The organism is Streptomyces sp. NBC_01352, assembly GCF_036237295.1.
GTDB lineage: Bacteria > Actinomycetota > Actinomycetes > Streptomycetales > Streptomycetaceae > Streptomyces > Streptomyces plumbiresistens.
Genome location: NZ_CP108354.1, coordinates 9,206,914 through 9,231,890, shown reverse-complemented (window position 1 = coordinate 9,231,890; position 24,977 = coordinate 9,206,914). Strand labels below are relative to the sequence as shown.

Genomic DNA, 24,977 nt, shown 5'->3' with positions numbered 1-24,977 from the left:
CCAGGAGGCACCGTGACGGACCACCACCCCGACTCGGAGGAGGCCGAGTCGGTCAACGCCGACGCCTGGCAGGCGTACGGCACCCACCACCTGCGGCGCGGCACGGTCCTGCCGGAGGCTACGCGGCTCGACTGGGGGATCCGGGACACCGGCCCGGGCGCCGAGATCCTCGGCGAGCTGTCCGGCCGGCGGGTCCTCGACCTCGGTTGCGGTCCGGCCCGGCACGCCGCGCACCTCGTGCGCGCCCACGGCGCCCGCGTGGACGCGGTCGACTCCTCGCCGAGCCAGTACGAGCGGGCCCGCGCCCGCTACGGCTCGCTGCCCGGCCTGCGGCTGGTCCGGGCCGACGCCGTCGAACACCTGCGGGCGTCCGAGCCGTACGACGTCATCTACTCCGTCAACGCCGTGCCGTACATCGATCCCCGTCGGCTGCTGCCCGCCCTGGCCGGTGCGCTCAGGCCCGGCGGGACGCTGTGCTTCACCGTGCTCCACACCAACACGCACGGCGACGGTCCCTCGTCCGTCCTCGCGTCCCGGCCCGAGATCCTTTCGCTCACCGGCGGCGGCGAGACGACCGTCCGGATGTGGGTGCTCGCCCCGGAGCTCTGGACAGACCTGCTCGCCGAGCACGGGCTGCGCGTCGAAGGCGTTGAGGTCCTCGACACGCCGGGCGAGGACAACCACGCCTCCTACCGGGTCTTCCGGGCGATCCGCCCCGTCCGCGTCTCCTCCCGCCCCCGCTCCTCGCGGCCACCGGTCGCGCACGCGGCGATCGGCGTCGGCGCCATCCTGCACGGCCCGCGCGGCCTGCTCCTGGGCCGTCACCGCCGCGGCACCTGGGAGCTGCCCGGCGGCACGGTGGAACCCGGCGAGTCGCTCCGGGAGACGGTCGTGCGGGAACTCCGTGAGGAGACCGGGATCGACGCCCGCCCGGCCGACGTACGGCTTGTGGGCACGCTCCTCGACCACGTCGACGGTGTCGTACGGGTCACCGTGGCCGCCCGGGTGACGGCATGGCGCGGTGAGGCCGCCGACCAGCCCGGCGAACGGGTCGGCGACTGGCGCTGGTTCGCCCTGGACCGGCTGCCGGAGAACCTGTTCGTGTGCAGCGCCCAGGGGCTCACCGCCTGGCGCCCGGACCTGCCGATCGATCACACGCCGGCGCACTTCACCGCGTACGGCGACTGACCGCAACCCCCTCGCAACCTTCCCCGTGCTGCACTCGCCGCCATGCCCGAAGAATCCGCACTCCCCGCACACCACGAGGTCCCCCGCGTCGAGCTCACCCCCGCCGCGGCCGACCTGCTGCGCCTGCTGCGCGAGACGCACGGTCCGCTGATGTTCCACCAGTCCGGCGGCTGCTGCGACGGCAGCGCACCCATGTGCTACCAGGCCGGCGAGTTCCGCACCGGCGGCTCGGACGTGCTGCTCGCGGAGCTGGACGTGCCCGGGGTCGAGGAGCCGGTGATGTTCTGGATGTCGCGGAGCCAGTACGAGGTGTGGAGCCACACCCGGCTGATCGTGGACGTCGTCGCGGGCCGGGGCAGCGGGTTCTCGCTGGAGGCCCCCGAGGGGGTGCGTTTCCTCATCCGTTCTCGGCTCGTCGACGCGTAGCCACCCCCACGGCCGTCGACGTCTGGTGCACTCTCCCTGAGTCCTGTGACAATTGACGAGTCCTCAGGGGGAATGGTGACGCATCGTCAAGTACGGTTCGTGGCGGGCAGATCGGCACTGACGTTACTCACGGCACTCGGCACGCTGGCCGGTGCGGCCCTGCTGGGGGCGGCACCGGCCGGCGCCGTGCAGGAGCCGGCCCGGATCGCCGCGGGTGTCGAGTACGAGCAGTTCGACATCCCGGCGGCCAAGGGCACCGCGCACGCCCATGTACTGACCGTCGACCTGCTCGATCCGCGCGTACGCGTGGACCTGCTGTATCCGGGGGCGGTCGCCGCGCGGGCCACCGTCTCCACCATGGCCGACGCCACGGGTGCCGTGGCGGGCGTCAACGGCGACTTCTTCAACATCACCGAGACCCAGCACCCCGGCGTGCAGGCCACCGGCGCGAGCGTGGGACCGGCGATCGCCAAGGGCCACGTCCTCAAGGCGGCGGTCCCCCATGGCCAGCGCTTCGGCCCGGCGCTGCCGCCCGGCACGAGCACCAGGGACGTGATCGGGGTGGGCGTCGACCGCCGGGCCCGGATGGACGGGCTGTCCCTCGTCGGCTCGGTCCGCACGCCCGAGGAGCGGCTGCCGCTCGGCGGGCTGAACCAGTACGCGCTGCCGGTCGGGTCGGTCGGGGCGTTCACCGCTGACTGGGGCAGCGCCTCCCGGGTCCGGGCGACCTGCGGCACGGACACCGAGCGGGCCGCTCCGTGCAGCACGGACACCTACGAGGTGACGGTCCGCGACGGACGCGTCGTGTCGGCCGCGGACCGCCCCGGCAGCGGGCCCATCGCCGCCGGCACCACGGTGCTCGTCGGCCGGGAGGCGGGCGCTCAGCACCTGCGGAAGCTGTCCACCGGCGAGACGGTGACGGTGCGGCACCGGCTGGTGCCGTCCGTGTCGAAGATCCCGTACCGCTTCGCACTCGGCGGCTACCCGGTCCTCAGGGACGGCCGGCCGCTGCCGGGCCTGGACGACACGACCTCGGCCGTGCGCACCGCCGCGGGCATCACGGACGGCGGACGGCGCCTGCTGCTGCTCGCGCTGGACGGGGCGCCCGAGTACCGCACCGGTCTGACGATCGCCGAAGTGGCCGAGGTCATGCGGGAGTTGGGGGCCGCCCACGCCTTCAGCCTGGACGGCGGCGGGTCGACGACCCTGGTCGCCCGCGAGCCTGGCACGAGTGCCGTCGCCGTACGCAACCATCCCTCCGGCGGCGCGGAACGGCCCGTTCCGAACGGGATCGGGGTCTTCACGACCCCGTGACGCTCACGGTCTGAGGGTGCTGACGATGTCCGCCGTCGCCGTCAGGCCGCTGTTGATGCTGGGGGCGATGTTCGTGCCGGCCAGACAGAAGCCGAGTAGCAGGCACACCAGCGCGTGGGGGAACTTCAGTGCGCCACTGCGCAGGAAGATCACCGCCAGGATCGCCAAGAGCAGCACAAAAGAGATGGAAATCGCCATCGTCAGCCTCCTCCGCCACGCCATGTCCGGTTCACGGCGTTCGGCCGCAAGTGTGGCGCAGCGGAGGGTTCGTCCGGGCGGCTGACCTGTCCTCCGAACGTGTGGTGTCTGCGCCTACCGGTGGGCGTCCAGGAAGGCTTCCAGCCCTGCGAGGTCGTCGGTGTTGATGTAGTCGACGTCGGCGGCCAGCAGTTCGGCCCACAGGGCGTCCCGGGCGGGGCCGGCCAGGTCCGGGGTGGCCCAGAACCGGACCTTCTGCCCGCGTGCGTGCGCCGTCCGCATGATGGTCCGCAGCTTCTGCCGTTCGGCGTCCGGGAAGGCGCCGACGCCCAGCCAGGTGAAGTTGAGCGTCCAGTTGTCGCTGATCAGCGGGACGAAGGAGGCGGGCGCCGAGGTTGCGAGGTCGGCGAGCCGGCCGTCGTAGAAGGCGCGCCGTACGGTCTGCGCCTCCATGGGCGTACGGGCGGCGCGGTCGCCGGAGATCACGGCGGTGACCGGGCCGGGCAGGACGCGGCCGTGGGCGTACGTCGTGAACAGGTGCTTGTAGCGCTTCAGGTGCCGGTCGAGTTCGAGGTACGTCGACGAGCCCTCGGTCTTGATGTCGATGAGCAGTTGCAGCGGCTTGCGGTAACCCCGGTACACGGAGCCGTGGTTGGCCCTGACGCGGGCGGCGAGAGGGTCGAGGTAGAGGGATTCGAGGGTGCGGGCCGGGTCGAGGTCGACCGGGTCGTGGGCGACGAGGAGTTGGTCGCCGACGAGGAAGATGTCGGCCTCGAGGCTGCCGAAGCGGTGGTCGAGGGCGTCGAGGAGGGGGCGCGGGTGCTCGTAGTCGTTGTGGGCGTGGGCGCGCCACAACGGCCGCGGGCGGTGCTTCTGTTCGCCGGCCAGCGCACTGGTGGCGGGCAGGGCGACCGTGCCCGCGAGGGCGGCGCCGAGGGTGGTGAGGGCTCTGCGACGGGTGGTGAGGGGCATGCTCTGCCTCCCTGGTAGGCCTTACGGGACCGCAGAGAGTATGCGTTCCGGAAGGGCCCAAGGAGCAGTGCTGGGAGAGGAGTTGGCCGGACTGCCGCTGTTCGTTCACTTCGTCGGTGCGGGGTACACGAAAAAGCCCGCCCCAGGTGGGGCGGGCTTGTTCCGGCTTCTTCCGGTGAAGGTCAGGGAGCCTGGAGGCCGACGAGTTCGGCCACCGCCTCCCGGTGGGCGCCCGCCGTCCCGTAGGCGATCGAGTCGGCCTTCGACCGCTTCAGGTACAGGTGGGCCGGGTGCTCCCAGGTCATCCCGATGCCGCCGTGCAACTGGACCGCTTCCTCGGCCGCGTGCACGGCGACCTGCGCCGCGTACGCCTGCGCGACGGCGACCGCCACGTCCGCGTCCTCGCCGGTCGCGAGGGCGTCCGCCGCGTTACGGGCGGCGGCACGCAGGTTGACGGTCTCCAGCCACAGCTGGGCGAGCCGGTGCTTGAGCGCCTGGAAGCCGCCGACCGGCCGGTTGAACTGCTTGCGTTCCTTGAGATAGCGGACCGTCTCGGTCAACGACCATTCGGCGAGCCCGAATTGCTCGGAGGCGAGCAGCCCGGCTCCGGCCCGCAGCGCCCGTCGTACGGCGGGCTCGGCCTCCCCGATCCGGCGCCCGGAAGCCCCGTCGAGGGTGACGGTCGCGAGCGGCCGGGTCAGGTCCAGCGACACCTGCGGCGTGATGGTCACGGCGTCCGCGTCGACCGCGTACAGCCCGCCGTCCCCGGCGGGGACGAGCAGGACATCGGCCGCCGCCGCGTCCGCGATGCCGGTCAACTCCCCGTACAGGGTGCCGTCTTCCGACCGTACGGTCTTGAAGGCGCCGCCCGGAGCGACGTTCAGGGCGACGGCGAGGGCCCCGATGCGCCGGCCCGACGCCAGGTCGGCGAGCAGGTCGTCGGCCTCGCAGGCCAACAGCGCCTCGGTGGCGACGACGGCACTGGTCAGATAGGGCACAGGCGCCACCGCACGCCCCAACTCCTCCAGAACGACGGCGACTTCACGGTGTGAGGCGCCATGGCCGCCCTGCGCCTCGGGGACCAGCAGCCCGGCGAGACCCATGCCGTCGGCGAGCGCCTTCCACAGCGAGCGGTCGTGCGGCGCGTCGGACTCGGTCCGCGCGATCACGCCCGCCGCGTCACAGTGGTCCGTGAGCAGGTCGCGGACGGCGGAGCGGAGCGCCTCTTCCTCCTCGGAGTAGAGAAGATCTGTCATCGGGCCAGGTCCTTCCAGGCGACGTCCTTGTCGGTGCGCGGCTCGGAGGGCAGGCCCAGGACGCGCTCGGCGACGATGTTCAGCAGGACCTCGGTGGTCCCGCCCTCGATGCTGTTGCCCTTGGAACGGAGGTAGCGGTAGCCCGCGTCGCGCCCCGTGAAGTCGACCAGTTCCGGTCGGCGCATGGTCCAGTCCTCGTACAACAGGCCCTCCTCGCCGAGGAGTTCGACCTCCAGGCCGCTGATCTCCTGGTTGAGGCGGGCGAACGCGAGCTTCATGCCGGCGCCCTCGGGGCCGGGCTGGCCGGCGACGAGCTGCTGGCGCAGGCGTTCGCCGGTGAGGCGGGCGACCTCGGCCTCGACCCAGAGCTTGAGCAGCCGCTGGTGGAGGTCGTGGGTGCGCAGTTCGGGGCGTTCGCGCCAGGTCTTGGAGACGGGCCCGATCATGCCGCCCTCGCGGGGCAGCCGCATGCCGCCGATGGCGACGCGTTCGTTGTTCAGCGTGGTCTGCGCGACCCGCCAGCCGTCGCCGACCTCGCCGAGGCGGCGGGAGTCGGGGATGCGGACGTCGGTGAGGAACACCTCGTTGAACTCGGCCTCGCCGGTGATCTGGCGCAGCGGCCGCACCTCGACACCCGGGTCGGTCATGTCGCAGATGAAGTAGGTGATGCCCCGGTGCTTGGGCACGTCCGGGTCGGTGCGGGCGATGAGGATGGCCCAGCGGGCGAGGTGGGCGCTGGATGTCCACACCTTCTGCCCGTTGACGACCCACTCGTCGCCTTCACGGACGGCGCGGGTACCGAGCGCCGCGAGATCGGATCCGGCGCCGGGCTCGCTGAACAGCTGGCACCAGACCTCCTCCCCCACCCACAGGGGCCGCAGATACCGCTGCTTCTGCTCCTCGGTGCCGTACTTCAGGATCGTCGGCGCGGCCATGCCCAGTCCGATGCCGATGCGCCGCGGGTCGTTGTCGGGGGCGTCCGCGGCCTCCAGCTCGGCGTCCACGACGGCCTGGAGGGAGCGCGGGGCGCCGAGTCCGCCGAGGCCCTGCGGGTAGTGCACCCAGGCCAGTCCGGCGTCGAAGCGGGCCTTGAGGAAGTCCGTCCGGTCGGTGGTCGCGGGCGGGTACGTGGCCAGCAACTCGGCGCTGCGGGTCCTGAGGTCGGCTGCGTCGGTCATGCCGCGCCTCCGTCGGTGAGGCCGGGGACCACGACGACCCGGCCGGTGGTGACACCGTCGGCGACCCGCTGCACGGCTGCCGCGGCTCCGCCCAGCGGCACTCGCTCGCTGACCAGCGGCTTGATCGCGCCCCGGGCGGCCAGCTCGGTGAGCTGTTCGTGGCAGTGCTGGACCAGCTTCGGGTTCTTGGTGTTGTACAGGCCCCAGTGCAGGCCGAGGACCGAGTAGTTCTTCACCAGGGCGTGGTTGAGCGACGGGCTGGGAATCGTGCCGCTGGCGAAGCCGACGACGACGATCCGGCCCTCGAAGGCGACGACCTTGGCGGACTGGGTGTAGGCCTCGCCGCCCACGGGGTCGTAGACCACGTCGGCACCCCGGCCGCCGGTCGCCTCCTTCACGGCGGCGACGACGTCCTCGCTCCGCCGGTCGATCACCACGTCACAGCCCAGCTCGCGGGCCACGGCGGCCTTTTCGGCACCGCCGACGACGCCGATCACGGTGGCGCCGGCCGCCTTCCCGAGCTGCACGGCCGCGCTGCCGACCCCTCCCGCGGCAGCGTGGACGAGCAGCGTCTCGCCGGCTTCCAGGCGGGCCCGCCGGTGCAGACCGAACCAGCCCGTCTGGTAGCCGATGTGCAGGGCGGCGGCCTCGGCGTCGTCCAGCGAGTCGGGGGCGGCCAGCAGGGCGGCGGCGTCCGCGAGGGCGTACTCGGCGAACCCGCCGTACGGCAGCGCGGGGTTGGCGATGACCCGCCGCCCGTCCTCGGTCTCGCCGCAGATCTCCACGCCCGGCGTGAACGGCAGCGGCGGCCTGACCTGGTAGTGGCCGCGGACCATGAGCACGTCCGGGAAGTTGATGTTCGCGGCACGCACCTTCAGCAGGACCTGGCCCTCGCCGGGCGTGGGCGGCGCCACGTCCGCCGTGCGCATCACCTCGCCAGGCTCGCCGTTCTCGTGCACTTGCCATGCCTGCATGCGAAGCCTCCACGGGACTCACGGGACTGCGTCGTCTGACCGGGGTCCCTCGCATACTAAGCGGTCGCTTGCCGATCAGGGAACAGTCGGGTGCGTCACGACCGCTTGGGCCGCGCCCGTACGTGCATCCGCTCGCCCTGCGGCCCGAACAGGCTCAGGAACTCGACCGGCCCCTCCCCCGTCGACCCGAACCAGTGCGGCACGCGGGTGTCGAACTCGACGGCCTCCCCCGCGGTCAGCACGATGTCGTGATCACCCAGCACCATCCGCAGCCGCCCCGACATCACGTACAGCCACTCGTAGCCCTCATGGGTCCGCGGCTCGGGCCCGTTCTCCTCCTGCGGTACCAGCACCTTGAAGGCCTGGAGGCCGCCGGGCTGGCGGGTCAGCGGCCAGTACGTGCGTCCGTGCCGCCTGATCGGCTCGGCCCGCACCCGCGGATCGCGCACCGCCGGCGTGCCCACCAGTTCGTCCAGCGCCACCTCGTGCGCCCGCGCGATCGGCAGCAGCAGCTCCAGGCTGGGCTTGCGCAGCCCCGACTCCAGCCGGGACAGCGTGCTCACCGAGATGCCGGTCGCCTCGGACAGCCCGGCCAGCGTGGCACCCCGCTCCTTCCGGATCCGTCGCAGCCGGGGACCGACCTCCGCGAGAACCTCGTCCATGTCGTCGTCACTCATGACACCTATTGCAGTTTCGGCAAACCTGTTTGTCAATGCGGCAGTGGCCGCGCGACTGTCTCAGTGGAGGTGGTCACCGTGACCGAGACCGAGACCGAGAACAACACCAACACGTACGAAGTGGTCGTCGTCGGCGGCGGAGCGGCCGGGCTGTCCGCCGCGCTGGTCCTGGGCCGCGCCCGGCGCCGCACGCTGGTCGTCGACGCGGGCGAGCCGCGCAACGCTCCCGCCGCGCACATGCAGGGCTATCTGTCCCGGGACGGCATGTCCCCGGCCGAGTTCCTGGCGGTCGGCCGGGAGGAGATCGCGCGGTACGGCGTCGAGCTCGTCCGGGACCGGGTGGTGGACGTCAGGAAGGGCTTCGCCGTGGACCTGGCGGGCGGGCGCACCGTGCACGCCCGGCGCCTGGTGATCGCGACCGGCCTCAAGGACGAGCTCCCGGAGGTCGCGGGCCTCGCCGAGCGCTTCGGCCGGGACGTGCTGCACTGCCCGTACTGCCACGGCTGGGAGGTGCGCGACCGGGCGTTCGGCGTGCTCGCCACCACCCCGATGGGCGTGCACCAGGCGTTGATCGTGTCCCAGTGGTCGAAGGACGTGACCTTCTTCCTGCACACCGTCGCCGAGGAGGAACTGTCGGACGACGACCTGCGCAGGCTGGCCGCGGCCGGGGTCAAGGTGGTGCCCGGCGAGGTCTCCGAACTGATCACGGAGGACGACCGGCTCACCGGCCTCCGGCTCGCGGACGGCACCACGCACGACCGCGAGGTGCTGTTCGTGGCACCCCGGGCCGTCCCGCAGACGGATCTCCTCCGGCGCCTGGGCGCGGAGCTGCGCGAGACTCCGTTCGGCGCGTACCCCGTGGCCGACGAGACGGGTCTGACGACCGTGCCCGGGGTGTGGTCCGCGGGCAACGCCATGGGCTTCGCGGAGCAGGTCGTGAACGCGGCGGCCGGCGGCTACCGGGCGGCGGCCACGCTCAACGGCGAACTGCTGATGGCGGACCTGGATGCGGCCGTCGCGGCCGTCCGGGTGTAGAGCGTCCGCCTCCGGTGCACCATGGCTGCATGCTGCTGACCCGGCTGGCCCGTGTGTCCCAGGAGGTCGCCGCGACCTCGGCGCGCTCCCGGAAGATCGCGCTTCTCGCCGAACTCTTCCGGGACGCCGAGGCCGCGGACGTGCCGATCGTCATCCCGTATCTGGCGGGCCGCCTGCCGCAGGGCAGGCTCGGCGTCGGCTGGAAGGCGCTGAGCCGCCCGGTCGCCCCGGCCGCCGAGCCGGCCCTGACCGTGAGCGAGGTGGACGCCCTGCTGAGCGCGCTCGGCAAGGTCTCGGGCGCCGGCTCGCAGGCCGAGCGGGCCCGGCTGGTCGGCGAGCTGATGGGCGCGGCCACGGCCGACGAGCAGCGGTTCCTGCTCGGGCTGATCAGCGGGGAGGTGCGGCAGGGCGCGCTGGACGCGGTCGCGATCGAGGGCCTCGCCCAGGCGACCGAAGCGCCATCGGCGGACGTACGGCGGGCCGTGATGCTGGCGGGCTCGCTCCAGACGGTGGCCCAGGCCCTGCTCGCGGACGGCCCGGGCGCCCTGGACCGCTTCCGGCTGACCGTCGGCCGCCCGGTCCTGCCGATGCTGGCCCACAGCGCCTCCTCGGTGGCCGAGGCGGTCGAGAAGCTCGGCGCCTGCGCGGTCGAGGAGAAACTGGACGGCATCCGCGTCCAGGTCCACCGGGACGGCGACACCGTACGGCTGTACACCCGCACCCTCGACGACATCACCGACCGCCTGCCCGAACTGACCTCGGCCGCGTTGGAGTTGAGGGGCGAGCGCTTCATCCTGGACGGCGAGGTCATCGCCTTCGACGCGGACGGCCGCCCCCGCTCCTTCCAGGAGACCGCGGGCCGCGTCGGCTCCCGCGTGGACGTGACGACGGCGGCCGAGGCCGTCCCCGTCTCCCCCGTCTTCTTCGACGCCCTGTCCGTCGACGACCGCGACCTGCTCGACCTGCCGTTCGCCGAACGGCACGCGGAACTGTCCCGGCTGGTGCCCGAGCCGATGCGGGTGCGGCGCACCCTGGTGTCGGGCCCCGAGGACGTGCACACGGGCGAGGAGTTCCTCGCCGAGACCCTGGAGCGCGGCCACGAGGGCGTCGTCGTCAAGTCCCTCGACGCCCCCTACAGCGCGGGTCGGCGCGGCGCGTCCTGGCTGAAGGTCAAGCCCGTCCACACCCTCGACCTGGTGGTCCTGGCCGCCGAATGGGGCCACGGCCGCCGCACCGGCAAGCTCTCCAACCTCCACCTCGGCGCCCGCGCCGCGGACGGCTCCTTCGCGATGCTCGGCAAGACCTTCAAGGGCATGACCGACGCGATGCTGACCTGGCAGACCGAGCGGCTCCAGGAGCTGGCCGTGGACACCAACGGCTATGTGGTGACCGTACGCCCCGAACTCGTCGTGGAGATCGCCTACGACGGTCTGCAGAAGTCCACCCGCTACCCGGCCGGCGTCACCCTCCGCTTCGCCCGCGTGGTCCGCTACCGCGAGGACAAGCGCCCGGAGGAGGCGGACACCGTGGAGACACTGCTCGCGGCGCATCCGGAGGTACGGCCGTGAAGCACAGCGCGGGCCTGCTGCTGTTCCGCCGCACCGACCACGGCCCCGAGGTACTGCTCGGCCACATGGGCGGGCCGTTCTTCGCGCGGCGCGACGCCGGGGCGTGGACCGTGCCGAAGGGCGAGTACGACCCCGACGAGCCCGCCTGGGACGCCGCCCGCCGTGAGTTCCAGGAGGAGCTGGGCCTGCCCCCGCCCGACGGCGAGGCCGTACCGCTCGGCGAGGTCCGGCAGACGGGCGGCAAGGTCGTCACGGCCTGGGCGGTCGAGGCCGACCTCGATCCGGCGACCGTCACCCCGGGCACCTTCCTGATGGAGTGGCCGCCGAAGTCCGGGCAGACCCAGGAGTTCCCCGAGATCGACCGCGTGGAGTGGTTCGACCTGGACCGCGCGCGGTCCGTGATCGTCAAGGCACAGGCCGCGTTTCTCGACCGGCTGGCGGAGCACTCGCCCTGAGCAGATGCGTACGCGTTGCGGTCCCCACCGCCGCGCGGGAAGGTCGAAGCACAGTCCGCTCCGAGGAGGTCCGTCATGCCCATCGCAACGGTGAACCCTGCGAACGGCGAGACGCTCAAGACGTACGAGGCCATGGGCGAGGAGGAGATCGAGCGCAGGCTCCAGCTCGCGCAGGCCACTTTCCGCACCTACCGGACGACGTCGTTCGCCGAGCGCGCCCGCCTCCTGCACCGGGCCGCCGACCTCGTCGACGAGGACCAGCGGGACATCGGCCGCGTGATGACCACCGAGATGGGCAAGCCGGTCAAGCAGGCCCGCGCGGAGGCCGCGAAGTGTGCGAAAGCGATGCACTGGTACGCCGACCACGCCGAGGAACTGCTCGCCGACGAGGAGCCCGCCGCCTTTGACGTCAAGGACTCCGGCGCCTCCCGTGCCCTGGTCCGCTACCGTCCGCTGGGCCCGGTGCTCGCGGTGATGCCGTGGAACTTCCCGCTGTGGCAGGTGGTCCGCTTCGCGGCCCCGGCCCTGATGGCGGGCAACGTGGGCCTGCTCAAGCACGCCTCCAACGTCCCGCAGACCGCCCTCTACCTCGAAGACCTCTTCCACCGCGCGGGCTTCACCGAGGGCACCTTCCAGACCCTGCTCATCGGCTCCGCCGCGGTCGACGAGATCCTGCGCGACGAACGCGTCAAGGCCGCCACCCTCACCGGCAGCGAGCCCGCGGGCCGCGCGGTGGCCTCCACCTCCGGCGAGATGGTCAAGAAGACGGTGCTGGAGCTGGGCGGCAGCGACCCGTACGTCGTCATGCCGTCCGCGGACATCGACCGCGCCGCCCAGGTCGCGGTGACCGCACGCGTGCAGAACAACGGACAGTCGTGCATCGCCGCCAAGCGGTTCATCGTGCACACGGACGTGTACGACGCGTTCACCGAGCGGTTCGTCGAGGGCATGAAGGCGCTGAAGATCGGCGACCCCCTGGAGGACGAGACGGAGGTCGGACCGCTCGCGAGCGAACAGGGGCGGGCCGACCTGGAGGAACTGGTCGACGACGCGAAGCGCAGCGGCGCCAGTGTGCTGTGCGGCGGGGAGCGGCCCGAGGGGCCCGGCTGGTACTACCCGCCGACCGTCCTCGCCGGCATCGACCGCGAGATGCGCATCCACCGCGAGGAGGCGTTCGGTCCGGTCGCCACGCTGTACCGGGCCGCCGACCTGGACGAGGCCGTGCTGATCGCCAACGACTCGCCCTTCGGCCTGAGTTCCAATGTGTGGACGCGGGACGAGAACGAGGTCGACCGCTTCGTACGGGACCTGGAGGCGGGCGGCGTGTACGTGAACGGGATGACGGCGTCCCATCCGGCGTTCCCGTTCGGCGGGGTGAAGCGGTCCGGGTACGGGCGTGAGCTGTCCGGGCACGGAATCCGGGAGTTCTGCAACATCACGACCGTATGGCACGGAGCGTGAGGCTTCCGCGGCTACGATCCCCTTTGTGAACCGCGAAGTGACTCTGCCTCTGATCGTCGACGACCGCGGGACCTTGCAGGTGGCTGCCGCCGATGTCAGCAAGTTGTTGCGGACGGTGGGCGGTCGGTGGCTGCACCTTGTCGAGGCCGGGGAGGACGGGCTCGACGAGGACACGGTGGCGGCGTTGACCATCGAGCTGGCCAAGCTGGCCGATCGTATCGATGTGGCGTGCATCGCTCACAGCAGCGGGCAGAGCGGATAGCGGTCGCTTCCCGCGGCGCCTCGGACTCCCCGTACGCAGTAGTCCCGCGCGAGATCGTCGCCCCGCCGGGTGATCGTGGACTGGACCACCCTCAAAGGCTCCGGCGGAGCGCAACGTGACGGCTGTGAGTACGGCATGACGGAAGAGACCATCACCGAGATCCTGCCCCCGATCCGGCACTGGCCCGCGCTCGTCCTGAACGGGGTCGACTTCGACCCGGTCCTGACCGAGCTGATGAGCGAGGGCCCGGTCACCCGCATCCAGCTCCCCGACGGCGAGGGCTGGGCCTGGCTGGTCACCCGGTACGAGGACGTCCGCATGGTGACCGAAGACCCGCGGTTCAGCCGCGAGGCCGTCATGGACCGGGAGGTCACCCGGCTCGCCCCGCACTTCACCCCGGCCCGCGGCGCGGTCGGCTTCCTGGACCCGCCGGACCACACCCGGCTGCGCCGCTCGGTCGCCGCCGCCTTCACCGCGAAGGGCGTGGAGCGGATCCGCGAGACGTCCCGCCGGATGCTGGACGAACTGGTCGACGAACTGCTCCAGGACGGCCCGCCGACCGACCTCACGGCGACCGTCCTCACCCCCTTCCCCGTCGCCGTGATCTGCGAGTTGATGGGCGTCCCGGCGGCCGACCGGCACGGCATGCACGCCTGGAGCCGGCTGATCCTGTCCTCCTCGGACGGCACCCAGGTCAGCGAGAGGGCCAGGAACGAGATGGGCGCCTACTTCGCCGATCTCATCGGCCTCAGAGAAGGCAGCACCGGCGAGGACGTCAGCTCACTGCTGGGCGCCGCGGTGGGCCGTGGCGAGGTCACCCTGGAGGAGGCGGCCGGACTCGCGGTGCTGCTCCAGATCGGCGGCGAGGCGGTCACCGACAACAGCGGCCAGCTGTTCTACCTCCTGCTGACCCGCCCGGGTCTGGCCGAACGGCTGCGCGCCGAGCCGGAGCTCCGCCCGCGGGCCGTCGAAGAACTGCTGCGCTACATCCCGCACCGCAACGCGGTCGGGCTGTCCCGGATCGCCGTGGAGGACGTGGGGATCAGGGGCGTACGGATCCGGGCGGGCGACGCGATCTACGTGTCGTACCTCTCCGCGAACCGTGATCCGGACGTCTTTCCCTACCCGGAGACGATCGACTTCTCCCGCAGCCCGAACCCGCACCTGTCCTTCGGCTCGGGCCCGCACCACTGCCCCGGCGCCATGCTCGCCCGGCTGGCGTCCGAGTTGCTGGTCGACGCGCTGCTGGACCGCGTGCCGGGGTTGCGGCTCGCCGTGCCGCCGAAGGAAGTGCCCTTCAAGAAGGGCGCGTTGAACCGCGGGCCCGAAGCCCTGCCCGTCACCTGGTGAGCCGATCAACTCAGGGGCGCACAGCACCCCTACGGCGCTACCGGATCGGCATCCCCGACAAGGTGCGGGCGATCACCAGGCGCTGGATCTCGCTGGTGCCTTCGAAAATGGTGTAGATGGCTGCGTCCCTGTGCATCCGCTCCACCGGGTACTCCCGCGTGTAGCCGTTCCCGCCCAGGATCTGCACCGCCTGCGCCGTCACCGTCTTCGCCGTCTCGCTCGCGAACAGCTTCGACATCGACCCCTCGGCCGCCGTGAACTGCTTGCCGTTGACCGCCATCCAGGACGCCCGCCAGACCAGCAGCCGCGCCGCGTCGATGGACGTCCGCATGTCGGCGAGCTGGAACGCCACACCCTGGTTGTCGATGATCGGACGCCCGAACTGCTCGCGCGTCTTGGCGTAGTCGAGGGCCACCTCGTACGCCGCACGCGCCGTACCGACGGCCATCGCACCGACGGCCGGTCGCGAAGCCTCGAACGTGGCCATCGCCGCGTTCTTCACGCGCTCCCCGCCCGCCTTGGCCCGCTCACGGGCGCGGGCCAGCCGCTCGTCCAGCTTGGCCTTGCCGCCGAGGAGACACGAGCCGGGCACCCGTACGTTCTCCAGGACGACCTCGGCCGTGTGCGAGGCGCGGATGCCGTGCTTCTTGAACTTCTGCCCCTGGGAGAGACCGGGGGTGTTCGGCGGGACGATGAATGAGGCGTGCCCCTTGGAGCCGAGCTCCGAGTCCACGACGGCGACGACCACGTGGACGTTGGCGATGCCGCCGTTGGTCGCCCAGGTCTTCGTACCGTTGATCACCCACTCGTCCTTGGCCTCGTCGTAGACCGCACGGGTACGCATCGAGGCGACGTCGGAGCCGGCGTCGGGCTCGGAGGAGCAGAACGCGGCGACCTTGACATCGTTGGCATCGCCGTACATCTGCGGGATCCAGGTGCCGATCTGTTCCTCGGTGCCGTTGGCGAGGACACCGACGGCGGCGAGACCGGTTCCGACGATGGAGAGGGCGATGCCCGCGTCGCCCCAGAACAGCTCCTCCATGGCCATCGGGATGCCGAGGCCGGTGGGGTCGAAGTACTGCTGGGCGTAGAAGTCGAGGGAGTAGATTCCCACCTTGGCGGCTTCCTGGATGACCGGCCAGGGAGTCTCCTCACGCTCGTCCCATTCGGCGGCCGCGGGCCGGATGACGTCGGCGGAGAAGCCGTGCAGCCAGTCCCGGACCTCCTTCTGTTCGTCGTTGAGCTCCATGGTGAACTCGGCCATGTCCCCTCCAGCGGCGACGCACGTGCATGTTACTAACGGTAACCCGAGTCTGTTACCCGCGGGTAGGAAAAGTCAACTCCTGGTGCCCGCTCGGCAGCCCGTTCGATGTACAAGGCATTCTGAGTGTTAGTTTGCGCAGGCGTTACCTAATCAGCACGGGTGGGGAGAGCACATGGACACCACGCAGCGGACCGATCAGCAACGGTCCGCCGACCGTCGCCGGCGTGAGCTGCTGGAGGCCGCGGACAGAGTGGTGCTGCGCGACGGTCCGCATGCCTCCATGAACGCCATCGCCGCTGAGGCCGGCATCACGAAGCCGATCCTTTATCGCCACTTCGGCGACAAGGGCGGGCTTTACGCAGCCTTGGCCAAGCGGCACACGGACGCGCTGCTCGATTCGCTGCGTGCGGCGCTGGACGCGCCGGCGGACCGGCGGGAGCGGGTCGAGGCGACGCTGGACACGTATCTGGCGGCGATCGAGGCGCGGCCTCAGGTGTACCGCTTCCTGATGCATCCGGCGGACGGGGGGCAGGTCGGCGATCCCGGGTTCGACGTCGGCAAGCACAGCGTGCCGTTGCTCCGCAGGATGGGCGAGGAGTTGGCGCAGGTCATCGAGGATCGGGTGGATCTCGGGCCCGGGGGGCAGCAGTTGGCTCGGGTGTGGGGGCACGGGATCGTCGGGATGATGCATGCGGCCGGGGACTGGTGGCTGGGGGAACGGCCTTGTTCTCGGGCTGAGTTGGTGCGGAGTCTGGCTGATCTGTTGTGGGGGCGGCTCGCTGCCGCGGGGGACAAGGTCGGCGGTCCGGGGTTCTGACGGTTGTTGAACCTGCGGGCCGGTGGGGGCTGGTCGCGCCCGCGCGGCGGAGCCGCACATTGATACAGCCCCGCGCCCCTGAAGGTACGTCCACTCACCGGTGCCATGAAGCTCGGGACGCCTGTCGCATCAAGCGTCTGTGGCGCCAGCCGCTCAGCCTGTCCGCGTAGATGCGGCCCTCCACGTGGTCGTACTCGTGTTGCAGGCATCTCGCGAAGAAGCCCGTGCCGTGGATGCTGATCGGCTCGCCCTTCACCGTGTACCCCTCGACCACCGCGTGGTCGTAGCGTTCCGTTCCCGCCTCCAGGCCCGGCAGGGACAGGCAGCCTTCCGGGCCACGGAGCACGATGCCGTCCGTTTCGACGAGTGTCGGGTTCACCACGTGGCCCACGTGGCGCACCTCGTCGTCGTCCGGGCAGTCGTAGACGAAGACCCGTAGCGGCGCCCCGATCTGGTTCGCGGCCAGGCCGACGCCCTGGGCGGCGTACATGGTCGCGAACAAGTCCTCCACGAGGACCGCCAGTTCGGGGCCGAAGTCGGTGACCTCCTCGCAGGGGGCGTGCAGAGGGTGGTCGCCGAGCAGCGTGAGGGGCCGGACGCGCCCGTGGGCGCCCGGGATCGGGCCGTGTCGCATGGCGGCAAGGGTACGGTCCTCCCTGTCACGCGACTGTCGCGAGGGCGCCGCGATTCGGGAGTGCGAATGGATCTCGATAGGCTGAGGTCCACACCACGTGGCCGGAGGCTGAAGCGCGGCGCGTACGCAAGGAGGATCGAGAACTGATGGCAGGCAACTCGGACCCGCTCTCGCCGCGGGCCAAGATCGCCGTGACCGCGGGCAAGGCGGTCGCGGCGGCATCGCGCGCCGCGGGGCGCGGCAGCGGTTCCGTGATCGGCGGCCGGGTGGCACTCAAGCTCGACCCCGACCTTCTCGCCCGGCTCGCCCAGAACCTGGACGTCGTCCTCGTCTCGGCCACCAACGGCAAGACCACGACCACCCGCCTGATCGCCGAGGCGCTGCGGGCCGCGGGCCCGGTGGTCTCCAACGCGCTCGGCGCCAACATGCCGGCCGGCATCACCTCGGCGCTCGCGGGCAGCTCGGACGCGCGGTACGGCGTCATCGAGGTCGACGAGAAGTACCTCGCGGGCGTCGCCCGGGACACCGACCCGAAGTGCATCGCCCTGCTCAACCTCTCCCGCGACCAGCTCGACCGGGCCGCCGAGACCCGCATGCTCGCCGAGAACTGGCGCGAGGGTCTGGCCGGTTCGAAGGCCGTGATCGTGGCCAACGCGGACGACCCGCTGGTGGTGTGGGCCGCGTCCTCCTCCCCCAACGTGATCTGGGTCGCCGCGGGTCAGATGTGGAAGGACGACGCCTGGTCCTGCCCGTCCTGCGGTGGCGTGATGCAGCGCCCGGGCGACGACTGGTTCTGCGGCGAGTGCGGCTTCCGCCGGCCGACGCCGAGCTGGGCGCTGTCCGGTGACCATGTCCTGGACCCGCACGGCTCCGCCTGGCCGATCCACCTTCAGCTGCCCGGCCGCGCCAACAAGGCCAACGCCGCTTCCTCCGCCGCCGTCGCCGCCGTCTTCGGCGTGCCGCCGCAGGTCGCCCTGGAACGCATGTACCAGGTGCAGGCGGTGGCCGGCCGGTACGACGTCGTGCAGTTCATGGAGCGCGACCTCCGACTGCTGCTGGCGAAGAACCCCGCCGGCTGGCTCGAAACGTTCAGCCTGATCGATCCGCCGCCGACCCCGGTGATCCTCTCGGTGAACGCGCGCGGCGCGGACGGCACCGACACCTCCTGGCTGTGGGACGTCGACTACACGCGGCTGACCGGCCACCCGATCTGCGTCGTCGGCGACCGCAAGCTGGACCTCGCGGTACGTCTGGAGGTGGCGGGCCAGCACTTCCAGGTCTGCGACAACCTCGACCAGGCCGTGCAGCAGAGCCCGCCGGGTCGCATCGAGGTCATCGCCAACTACACCGCCTTCCAGGACCTGCGCCGCCGCGTCGGCAACTGACCACTCAGGGGACTTTTGTGAGCGACAACAGCCTGCGGATCGTCTGGATCTATCCCGACCTGCTCAGCACGTACGGCGACCAGGGCAACGTCCTGGTCGTGGAGCGCCGGGCCCGGCAGCGCCGCCTCGACGTGGCCCGTCTCGACGTGCGCAGCGACCAGCCGATCCCGACCTCCGGCGACATCTACCTGATCGGCGGCGGCGAGGACCGGCCGCAGCGGCTCGCGGCCGAGCGGCTGCGCCGGGACGGCGGTCTGCACCGGGCCGTCGAGAACGGCGCGATCGTCTTCTCGGTGTGCGCCGGTTACCAGATCCTCGGCCACGAGTTCATCAACGACCTCGGCCAGCGCGAGCCCGGCCTCGGCCTGCTCGACGTGGTCTCCACGCGTGGCGAGGGCGACCGGTGCGTCGGTGACGTGCTCGCCGACATCGACCCGCGCCTGGGCATGCCCCCGCTGACCGGCTTCGAGAACCACCAGGGCGTCACCCACCTCGGCCCCACCGCCCGCCCGTTCGCCCAGGTCCGCCTCGGCAAGGGCAACGGGACGGGTGACGGCACGGAGGGTGCGTACAACGACACGGTCTTCGGTACGTACATGCACGGTCCCGTGCTCGCGCGCAATCCGCTGATCGCCGACCTGCTGCTGAAGCTGGCGCTCGATGTCAACGCGCTGCCGCCGACCGACGACCGGTGGTACGAGGCGCTCCGCAACGAGCGCATCGCGGCGGCGCAGCAACCTGCGTGACATCTGGGCTCCAGCCTGCCGTAACCAGCCCGTCTGACGGCGCGTCCGCACAGGTGAGCGGGGTCGTCCAGCAGGCGGACGTACGATGCGCCCCCGCCCCCTCCTGCCGTTAGGGTGGCGGGGATCGAGCCGGACAATGTGGTCCGGATCCGGCCCCCTCGAGAAGGTATTCCGGGCTATGCGCATTGGTGTCCTCACGTCCGGCGGCGACTGCCCCGGCCTGAACGCCGTCATCCGGTCCGTCGTGCACCGCGCCGTCGTCGACCACGGCGACGAGGTCATCGGTTTCCGGGACGGCTGGAAGGGCCTCCTGGAGTGCGACTACCTCAAGCTCGACCTCGACGCGGTGAGCGGCATCCTGGCCCGCGGCGGCACGATCCTCGGCTCCTCCCGGGTCCAGCCCTCCCATCTGCGCGACGGCGTGGAGCGGGCCCGGGGCCACGTCGAGGAGCTGGGCCTCGACGCGATCATCCCCATCGGCGGCGAGGGCACGCTCAAGGCGGCCCGGCTGATGTCGGACAACGGTCTGCCCATCGTGGGCGTGCCGAAGACCATCGACAACGACATCGCGGGCACCGACGTGACCTTCGGCTTCGACACGGCCGTCGGCGTCGCGACGGAGGCGCTGGACCGGCTGAAGACCACCGCCGAGTCCCACCAGCGTGTGCTGGTCGTCGAGGTCATGGGGCGCCACACCGGCTGGATAGCGCTGCACTCCGGCATGGCGGCGGGCGCGCACGCCATCGTCGTACCGGAACGGCCCTTCGACATCGAGGAGTTGACCGCGAAGGTCGGCGAGCGGTTCGAGGCGGGGAAGCGGTTCGCGATCGTCGTCGCGGCGGAGGGTGCCAAGCCTCGGCCCGGCAGCATGAGCTTCGACGAAGGCGCCAAGGACATCTACGGGCACGAGCGCTTCGCCGGGATAGCGCGGCAGCTGTCCATCGAGCTGGAGCAGCGGCTGGGCAAGGAAGCGCGGCCGGTGATACTCGGGCATGTGCAGCGGGGCGGGACGCCCACCGCGTACGACCGGGTGCTGGCCACGCGGTTCGGGTGGCATGCGGTGGAGGCCGTGCACCGGGGTGAGTTCGGTCGGATGACCGCGCTTCGGGGGACGGACATCGTGATGGTGCCGCTGGCCGAGGCCGTGGAGACCTTGAAGACGGTTCCTGCGGAGCGGTACGAAGAGGCCGAGTGCGTGCTTTAGCCGTCCGGCGGGTGCGGGTCGTGTGTGGTTGCTCGCGCCGTTCCCCGCGCCCCTAGGTGGGCGGCTGCTCTGCCCCCGGTCGCGAGTGCGGCCGGGGGCAGTTCTAGTCTGGGGGCGGACAGAGGCGTACAACCCCCACGAATCAGGAGCCGTTGGATGGATCACAGCGGGCACGGCATGACCATGGATCTGCCGCCGTTCACGCTGGGGCGGGGTCTTCAGTGGTCGGCCGACCCGTTCTTCCTGGTGGCCTGCGTGGTGGGGCTCGCGCTGTACGGCTGGGGGGTCGTGCGGCTGCGGCGGCGTGGTGACGCCTGGCCGGTGGGGCGGACGATCGCGTACGTCGTGGGTGTGCTGTCCGTCGGACTCGTGATGTGCACCAGGCTGAACGACTACGGGATGGTCATGTTCAGCGTGCACATGGTGCAGCACATGGTGATCAGCATGCTGTCGCCGATCCTGCTGCTGCTCGGCGCGCCCGTAACGCTGGCGCTGCGTGCGCTGCCGCCCGCGGGCAGGGGCCGCAAGGGGCCGCGCGAGGTGCTGCTGATGTTCCTGCACAGCCGGTACATGCGGATCATCACGCACCCGGCGTTCACCATCCCGCTGTTCATCGCGAGCCTGTACGCGCTGTACTTCACCCCGCTCTTCGACTTCCTGATGGGCTCCAAGACCGGGCACATCGCGATGATGGTGCACTTCCTCGCCGTGGGCTTCGTGTTCTTCTGGCCCATCATGGGCGTGGACCCGGGCCCCAACCGGCCCGGCTACCTGATGCGGATGCTGGAGCTGTTCGCGGGCATGCCGTTCCACGCGTTCTTCGGCATCGCGCTGATGATGGCGTCCGAGCCGATGGTCGAGACGTTCAAGAACCCGCCCGCCTCGCTCGGCATCGACGCGCTCTCCGACCAGAACGCGGCCGGCGGCATCGCGTGGGCGTTCAGTGAGATCCCCTCCGTCCTGGTGCTGATCGCCCTGCTGTTCCAGTGGTACAGCTCCGAGCAGCGGCAGGCCAAGCGCGAGGACCGGGCCGCCGACCGGGACGGCGACAAGGAACTCGAGGCATACAACGCCTATTTGGCCTCATTGAACACACGCGGGCGTTGAAAGGCTTCTTATTCAGTAGCATGAAGCGCTATGGGGGAACCGCCGGGGGGAGCGGTGATGACACATCGCGCATTTATGCAAAGGGCCGGGAAAAGGATTGCGTGCTTCCTGGTTTTCGTTCTCGCGCTGACCGGTTGCGACAGCGAGACGCCGTTGACGGTGGTGAAGGCGGTCGCCGCGGGCGTGCCCTCGCTGGCGCCGTTCTTCGACGAGAACAGCGGTCTTGGCCGGGATGCCCAGGTCCGGTCGCGGACCGTGCACAGCGGCCTGCAGCAGGGGGACACACCCGGTCTGTACGGGGGTTCGAAACAGCCGACGATCTGTGACGTCGACCGGCTCGAACAGTTTCTCACCGATCCCGCGAACGACCAGAAGGCACAGGCGTGGGCGCGTGCCCTGGAGATCTCGAAGAACGAGATTCCGGATTATCTGGAACGACTCACACCTGTTCTGCTGCGTCACGACACTCTCGTGAAGAACCACGACTACAAAAAGGGAAAGGCGGTCCCCTACGACTCGTTGCTCCAGGCGGGAATCGCGATTCTCGTGGATCAGCAGGGACAGCCGGCCGTGAAGTGCTCGTGCGGAAATCCGCTGCGGCCTTTCGAGGGTGACACGAGCCGGATCTCGGTCGAGTTCGAGGACGGCAACGAGAAATGGCAGGGATACGAGCGTTCCCAGGTGGTGGCCGTGCGGCCCGCGCCCCGGACGCTGGAGCGGATCGCCCTGGTCGACGTCCAGGAACCCGAGCGGGGCATCAGCCGGCCGGTCGGCACGACGGGCGAGGACGATGCCACCTTCGACACCCGGAAGCGGCGCGCGGTGCCGAACCTCGCCGGGACGACGTTCGGGCAGGCGAGCCGGCAACTGGCCGACACGGGGCTGGCGGCCGGGTACGACGGCAAGGGGCTGCCGCCGGACGGTGCCAGGGTCACCGCGACCGATCCGCCGGCGGGGAGCGAGCTGCGCTTCGGGGAGTACGTGACGCTGAGCGTGGCCGGGGGAGAGTCCGGCGGGGGCGGGCCCGGCAGTACCTCCGGGGACACGTCGGACGGCACGTCCGGTGGGTCCACCGCTCCTCCGGCACCGCCCGGGTCCTCCGGGTCGGCCGGCACACCGCCGCCGTCGAGCAGCGGGCCTGGGGGATCTCCTTCCGCGCCCTCGTCCGGTACGTCGTCCGGTTCGGGGTCGCCCGGCGGTTCGGGATCGCCCGGGTCGAGCCCGCCGTCGAGCCCGCCGTCGAGCTCCGCGCCGCCCTCGTCGAACCCGCCGAGCAGCTCGGCGCCGGACACCGACACCTCATCGAGTCGGCCGCCCAGCTCGGCGCCACCGTCGACGAGCGCGCCACCGCCTCCCCCTCCTCCGCCGCCTCCCCCGGACCCTCCGACCAGTTCGCCGCCGGATGTGACCAGTTCGCCGCCGACCAGTGATCCGGTCACCAGCAGTGCGCCGCCTCCGACCAGCGCGCCCGTCACCAGCGAACCGGCCGGCAGCGAACCGGTCACGAGCGCCCCGGCGGGCAGTGCATCCGCCGGTGCGACCACGTAGCCGCAGAACCGGGAGTCACCGGATGCCTTCAGGATCACCGACGTCGGGAGTGGGCCGGGTCATCGCCGGCCGCTATCTGCTGCTGAACCGGCTCGGCAGCGGCGGCATGGGCCATGTGTGGCTCGCCCACGACCAGAGACTCGCCTGCGAGGTCGCGCTCAAGGAGATCGTGTTCCGCGACCCGGTGGAGGCCGGCCACGACCGGGAGGCACGGGTCGCCCGGGCCCGTGCCGAGGCCCGGCACGCGGCCGGGCTGCGCGGTCATCCGCATGTGGTGACCGTGCACGACGTGCTCGAGCACGAGGGGCTGCCGTGGATCGTCATGGAGTACGTGGCGGGCGCGACCGACCTGCGTGAGCTGGTCGGGACCCGGGGGCCGCTCTCCCCCGCCGAGTGCGCCCGCGTCGGCCTCGCCGTGCTCGACGCGCTGACCGCGGGGCACCAGCGGGGCGTCATGCACCGGGACGTGAAACCGGCGAACATCCTGCTCGCGCCGGACCGCTCCGGGGCGCCGTACGGCCGTGTCCTGCTCACCGACTACGGCATCTCCGTGCAGCCGGACGCGGGCGAGACGCGCTACACGCTGGCGTCCGTGCTCGTGGGAACCGCGGGGTATCTGGCGCCGGAGCGGGCGACGGGCGGGGCGCCCACGGCGGCCGCCGATCTGTTCTCGCTGGGCTGCACTCTCTACCACGCCGTCGAAGGCCGGGGTCCCTTCGAGCGGGAGTCGCATCTCGCCGAGGTGACCGCGGTGGTCATGGAGGAACCCCGTCCCGCCGTGCGGGCGGGGGCGCTGGAGCCCGTACTGGCCGCGCTGCTCGCGAAGGATCCCGGGCAGCGGCTGTCGGCGGCTCAGGCGGAGGCGGCGCTGTCGGGGATCGTCGCGCCGCAGGCCGAGGCGTACTCCCGGACCCAGACCGACCTGGGGTCGCAGCCACCCTGGGCGGGGGTGCCCGCGCCGTCCGCGGGGCCGCACGGATTCGCGCCGCCGACCGCTGGTCCGGGGTTCGGGCCGACCGTGGGGCCGCCCGGGACGGACGTCTCCCCGGATCCGCACGGGTACTTCGGGCCGCCCCTCGCGCCCTCGCCGCCGTCCGCGCCGGTCAGGCGGCGACGCGAGCGCTCGCACGCCCTGCGGGCGGTCCTCGCGTGCGGTCTCGGCATGGTCCTCGCCCTGGGCGGCGTCTGGTACGCCCTCGCGGACCGGACCACCACTCCCGGGGGTGACGGGAGCGGGCCGCCGTACGGAGAGAGCGTGGGGCTGGCGAAGCCGCTGCGGGACGGCGACTGTGTGCTCGCCGACTGGGCGGGTGCCGAGCGTTACCAGGGCACGCCCCGGCTGTCGCTGGATCCGACCTGCCGGGACCAGGCGCCGGACGGTCAGGTGCTGGCCTTCGTCGCGGCCGCGTCGGCGGACGAGGCGCGGCGGCTGGGGCCTGCGGCATGCGAGGAGCGGACGCGGGAGGTCCGGGACAGGCTCGCGGACGTGCGGAGCTTCGCCGTCGTGCCGACGCCGGACAGTTTCGAGGCCGCCGGGCGGCGCACCGCCTGTCTGGTGCTGGGCGCGCACGGGCCGCTGTACGGGCCGCTCGGCGGCCACCGCAAGGCGGGCTCGGCGTTCGCGGACACGGCGACCATGCAGAAGCGGGACTGTCTGGACGTGCGCTCCAACCGGGACGCCCGGCTGGTGTCCTGCGAGGGAGCGCACGACGAGGAGGTGCTCGGATTCACCCGATTGGGCGCGGACGTCACGCTCGCCGAGGCGCGCACCGAGTCCGACGTGGCGTGCGGGCGGGCGGTGCCGCCGGCCGACTACGGCTTCGACCCGTCGGTGTACACGGCGGGCTCCTGGACGAGCGAGGGCCCCTGGAAGAACGGCACACATTTCGTCGTGTGCACCGTGCGGAGGCAGAACGGGGGCACCATGGAGGGGGACGAACCATGAGGAGGGTGTTGCG

Annotated in this window: 24 protein-coding genes; 16 read left to right on the top strand and 8 right to left on the bottom strand. The window is 71.6% G+C overall.

Annotated features, from left to right (window positions below; genetic code table 11):
* Positions 1-12 precede the first annotated feature (12 nt).
* The 3 genes from OG252_RS42425 to OG252_RS42415 all read left to right on the top strand — a co-directional run bounded on the left by OG252_RS42425 (position 13) and on the right by OG252_RS42415 (position 2,928).
* A complete protein-coding gene (locus OG252_RS42425) occupies positions 13-1,188 on the top strand; it encodes a bifunctional class I SAM-dependent methyltransferase/NUDIX hydrolase (protein WP_329342863.1) in 1,176 nt (391 codons plus the stop codon).
* Positions 1,189-1,230: 42 nt separating this feature from the next.
* Positions 1,231-1,614, top strand: coding sequence for a DUF779 domain-containing protein (locus OG252_RS42420; protein WP_266443842.1), 384 nt, complete (start codon positions 1,231-1,233; stop codon positions 1,612-1,614).
* Positions 1,615-1,689: 75 nt separating this feature from the next.
* Complete coding sequence (locus OG252_RS42415) at positions 1,690-2,928, top strand: phosphodiester glycosidase family protein (protein ID WP_329342861.1); 1,239 nt, start codon at positions 1,690-1,692, stop codon at positions 2,926-2,928.
* A gap of 3 nt (positions 2,929-2,931) precedes the next feature.
* Here the strand turns inward: OG252_RS42415 and OG252_RS42410 are convergent, their stop codons facing one another.
* The 6 genes from OG252_RS42410 to OG252_RS42385 form a co-directional block, all read right to left on the bottom strand.
* Entirely contained in the window at positions 2,932-3,126 is a 195-nt protein-coding gene (locus tag OG252_RS42410; RefSeq protein ID WP_266443837.1) for a hypothetical protein, read from the bottom strand.
* 114 nt (positions 3,127-3,240) lie between these two features.
* Positions 3,241-4,098 (bottom strand): phosphatidylinositol-specific phospholipase C/glycerophosphodiester phosphodiesterase family protein, encoded by an 858-nt coding sequence (locus OG252_RS42405; RefSeq protein ID WP_329342859.1) that lies wholly within the window; start codon positions 4,096-4,098, stop codon positions 3,241-3,243.
* A gap of 182 nt (positions 4,099-4,280) precedes the next feature.
* On the bottom strand, positions 4,281-5,354 hold the full coding sequence (locus OG252_RS42400; RefSeq protein ID WP_329342857.1) for an acyl-CoA dehydrogenase family protein: 1,074 nt from the start codon (positions 5,352-5,354) through the stop codon (positions 4,281-4,283).
* Positions 5,351-6,532, bottom strand: a complete 1,182-nt coding sequence (locus tag OG252_RS42395) for an acyl-CoA dehydrogenase family protein (protein ID WP_329342855.1) — start codon at positions 6,530-6,532, stop codon at positions 5,351-5,353. Before OG252_RS42395 ends, OG252_RS42400 begins: the two co-directional genes overlap by 4 nt.
* On the bottom strand, positions 6,529-7,506 hold the full coding sequence (locus OG252_RS42390) for an NADPH:quinone oxidoreductase family protein (protein WP_329342853.1): 978 nt from the start codon (positions 7,504-7,506) through the stop codon (positions 6,529-6,531). Before OG252_RS42390 ends, OG252_RS42395 begins: the two co-directional genes overlap by 4 nt.
* A gap of 95 nt (positions 7,507-7,601) precedes the next feature.
* Entirely contained in the window at positions 7,602-8,183 is a 582-nt protein-coding gene (locus OG252_RS42385; RefSeq protein ID WP_266443819.1) for a helix-turn-helix domain-containing protein, read from the bottom strand.
* A gap of 69 nt (positions 8,184-8,252) precedes the next feature.
* Here OG252_RS42385 and OG252_RS42380 point away from each other — a divergent pair, with 69 nt between their 5' ends.
* The 6 genes from OG252_RS42380 (at position 8,253) to OG252_RS42355 (ending at position 14,314) form a co-directional block, all read left to right on the top strand.
* Positions 8,253-9,218 carry an NAD(P)/FAD-dependent oxidoreductase gene (locus tag OG252_RS42380; protein WP_443068454.1) on the top strand — a complete coding sequence of 322 codons (966 nt, stop codon included), beginning with the start codon at positions 8,253-8,255 and terminating at the stop codon, positions 9,216-9,218.
* A 29-nt stretch (positions 9,219-9,247) separates the two neighbouring features.
* Positions 9,248-10,786, top strand: a complete 1,539-nt coding sequence (locus OG252_RS42375) for an ATP-dependent DNA ligase (protein WP_329342849.1) — start codon at positions 9,248-9,250, stop codon at positions 10,784-10,786.
* Positions 10,783-11,241 carry an NUDIX domain-containing protein gene (locus tag OG252_RS42370; RefSeq protein ID WP_266443812.1) on the top strand — a complete coding sequence of 153 codons (459 nt, stop codon included), beginning with the start codon at positions 10,783-10,785 and terminating at the stop codon, positions 11,239-11,241. The genes OG252_RS42375 and OG252_RS42370 overlap by 4 nt, the downstream gene beginning before the upstream one ends.
* A 75-nt stretch (positions 11,242-11,316) precedes the next feature.
* Positions 11,317-12,702 carry an NADP-dependent succinic semialdehyde dehydrogenase gene (locus OG252_RS42365; protein WP_329342847.1) on the top strand — a complete coding sequence of 462 codons (1,386 nt, stop codon included), beginning with the start codon at positions 11,317-11,319 and terminating at the stop codon, positions 12,700-12,702.
* 25 nt (positions 12,703-12,727) lie between these two features.
* Entirely contained in the window at positions 12,728-12,964 is a 237-nt protein-coding gene (locus tag OG252_RS42360) for a DUF6213 family protein (protein WP_266443806.1), read from the top strand.
* Between the two features lie 135 nt (positions 12,965-13,099).
* Entirely contained in the window at positions 13,100-14,314 is a 1,215-nt protein-coding gene (locus tag OG252_RS42355) for a cytochrome P450 (protein ID WP_329342844.1), read from the top strand.
* A gap of 37 nt (positions 14,315-14,351) precedes the next feature.
* Here the strand turns inward: OG252_RS42355 and OG252_RS42350 are convergent, their stop codons facing one another.
* The gene (locus tag OG252_RS42350) at positions 14,352-15,578 is read right to left on the bottom strand and encodes an acyl-CoA dehydrogenase family protein (RefSeq protein ID WP_329342842.1); all 1,227 of its coding nucleotides are present in this window, start codon (positions 15,576-15,578) and stop codon (positions 14,352-14,354) included.
* Between the two features lie 172 nt (positions 15,579-15,750).
* Between OG252_RS42350 and OG252_RS42345 the strand changes: the two genes are divergently transcribed.
* Positions 15,751-16,395, top strand: coding sequence for a TetR family transcriptional regulator (locus OG252_RS42345; RefSeq protein ID WP_266443797.1), 645 nt, complete (start codon positions 15,751-15,753; stop codon positions 16,393-16,395).
* A 94-nt stretch (positions 16,396-16,489) separates the two neighbouring features.
* Here the strand turns inward: OG252_RS42345 and def are convergent, their stop codons facing one another.
* A complete protein-coding gene (def, locus tag OG252_RS42340; RefSeq protein ID WP_329342840.1) occupies positions 16,490-17,029 on the bottom strand; it encodes a peptide deformylase in 540 nt (179 codons plus the stop codon).
* A gap of 146 nt (positions 17,030-17,175) precedes the next feature.
* Here def and OG252_RS42335 point away from each other — a divergent pair, with 146 nt between their 5' ends.
* The 6 genes from OG252_RS42335 (at position 17,176) to OG252_RS42310 (ending at position 24,964) form a co-directional block, all read left to right on the top strand.
* Positions 17,176-18,414: a MurT ligase domain-containing protein gene (locus OG252_RS42335; RefSeq protein WP_266443791.1), complete on the top strand. Its 1,239-nt coding sequence runs from the start codon at positions 17,176-17,178 to the stop codon at positions 18,412-18,414.
* Positions 18,415-18,431: 17 nt separating this feature from the next.
* Positions 18,432-19,160 carry a type 1 glutamine amidotransferase gene (locus tag OG252_RS42330; RefSeq protein ID WP_266443788.1) on the top strand — a complete coding sequence of 243 codons (729 nt, stop codon included), beginning with the start codon at positions 18,432-18,434 and terminating at the stop codon, positions 19,158-19,160.
* 178 nt (positions 19,161-19,338) lie between these two features.
* Entirely contained in the window at positions 19,339-20,364 is a 1,026-nt protein-coding gene (locus tag OG252_RS42325; protein WP_266443785.1) for a 6-phosphofructokinase, read from the top strand.
* Positions 20,365-20,520: 156 nt separating this feature from the next.
* The gene (locus OG252_RS42320) at positions 20,521-21,471 is read left to right on the top strand and encodes a cytochrome c oxidase assembly protein (RefSeq protein WP_266443782.1); all 951 of its coding nucleotides are present in this window, start codon (positions 20,521-20,523) and stop codon (positions 21,469-21,471) included.
* Positions 21,472-21,501: 30 nt separating this feature from the next.
* Entirely contained in the window at positions 21,502-23,019 is a 1,518-nt protein-coding gene (locus tag OG252_RS42315; RefSeq protein WP_329342836.1) for a PASTA domain-containing protein, read from the top strand.
* Positions 23,020-23,041: 22 nt separating this feature from the next.
* The gene (locus tag OG252_RS42310) at positions 23,042-24,964 is read left to right on the top strand and encodes a serine/threonine-protein kinase (RefSeq protein WP_329342834.1); all 1,923 of its coding nucleotides are present in this window, start codon (positions 23,042-23,044) and stop codon (positions 24,962-24,964) included.
* The last annotated feature ends 13 nt before the right edge of the window (positions 24,965-24,977 follow it).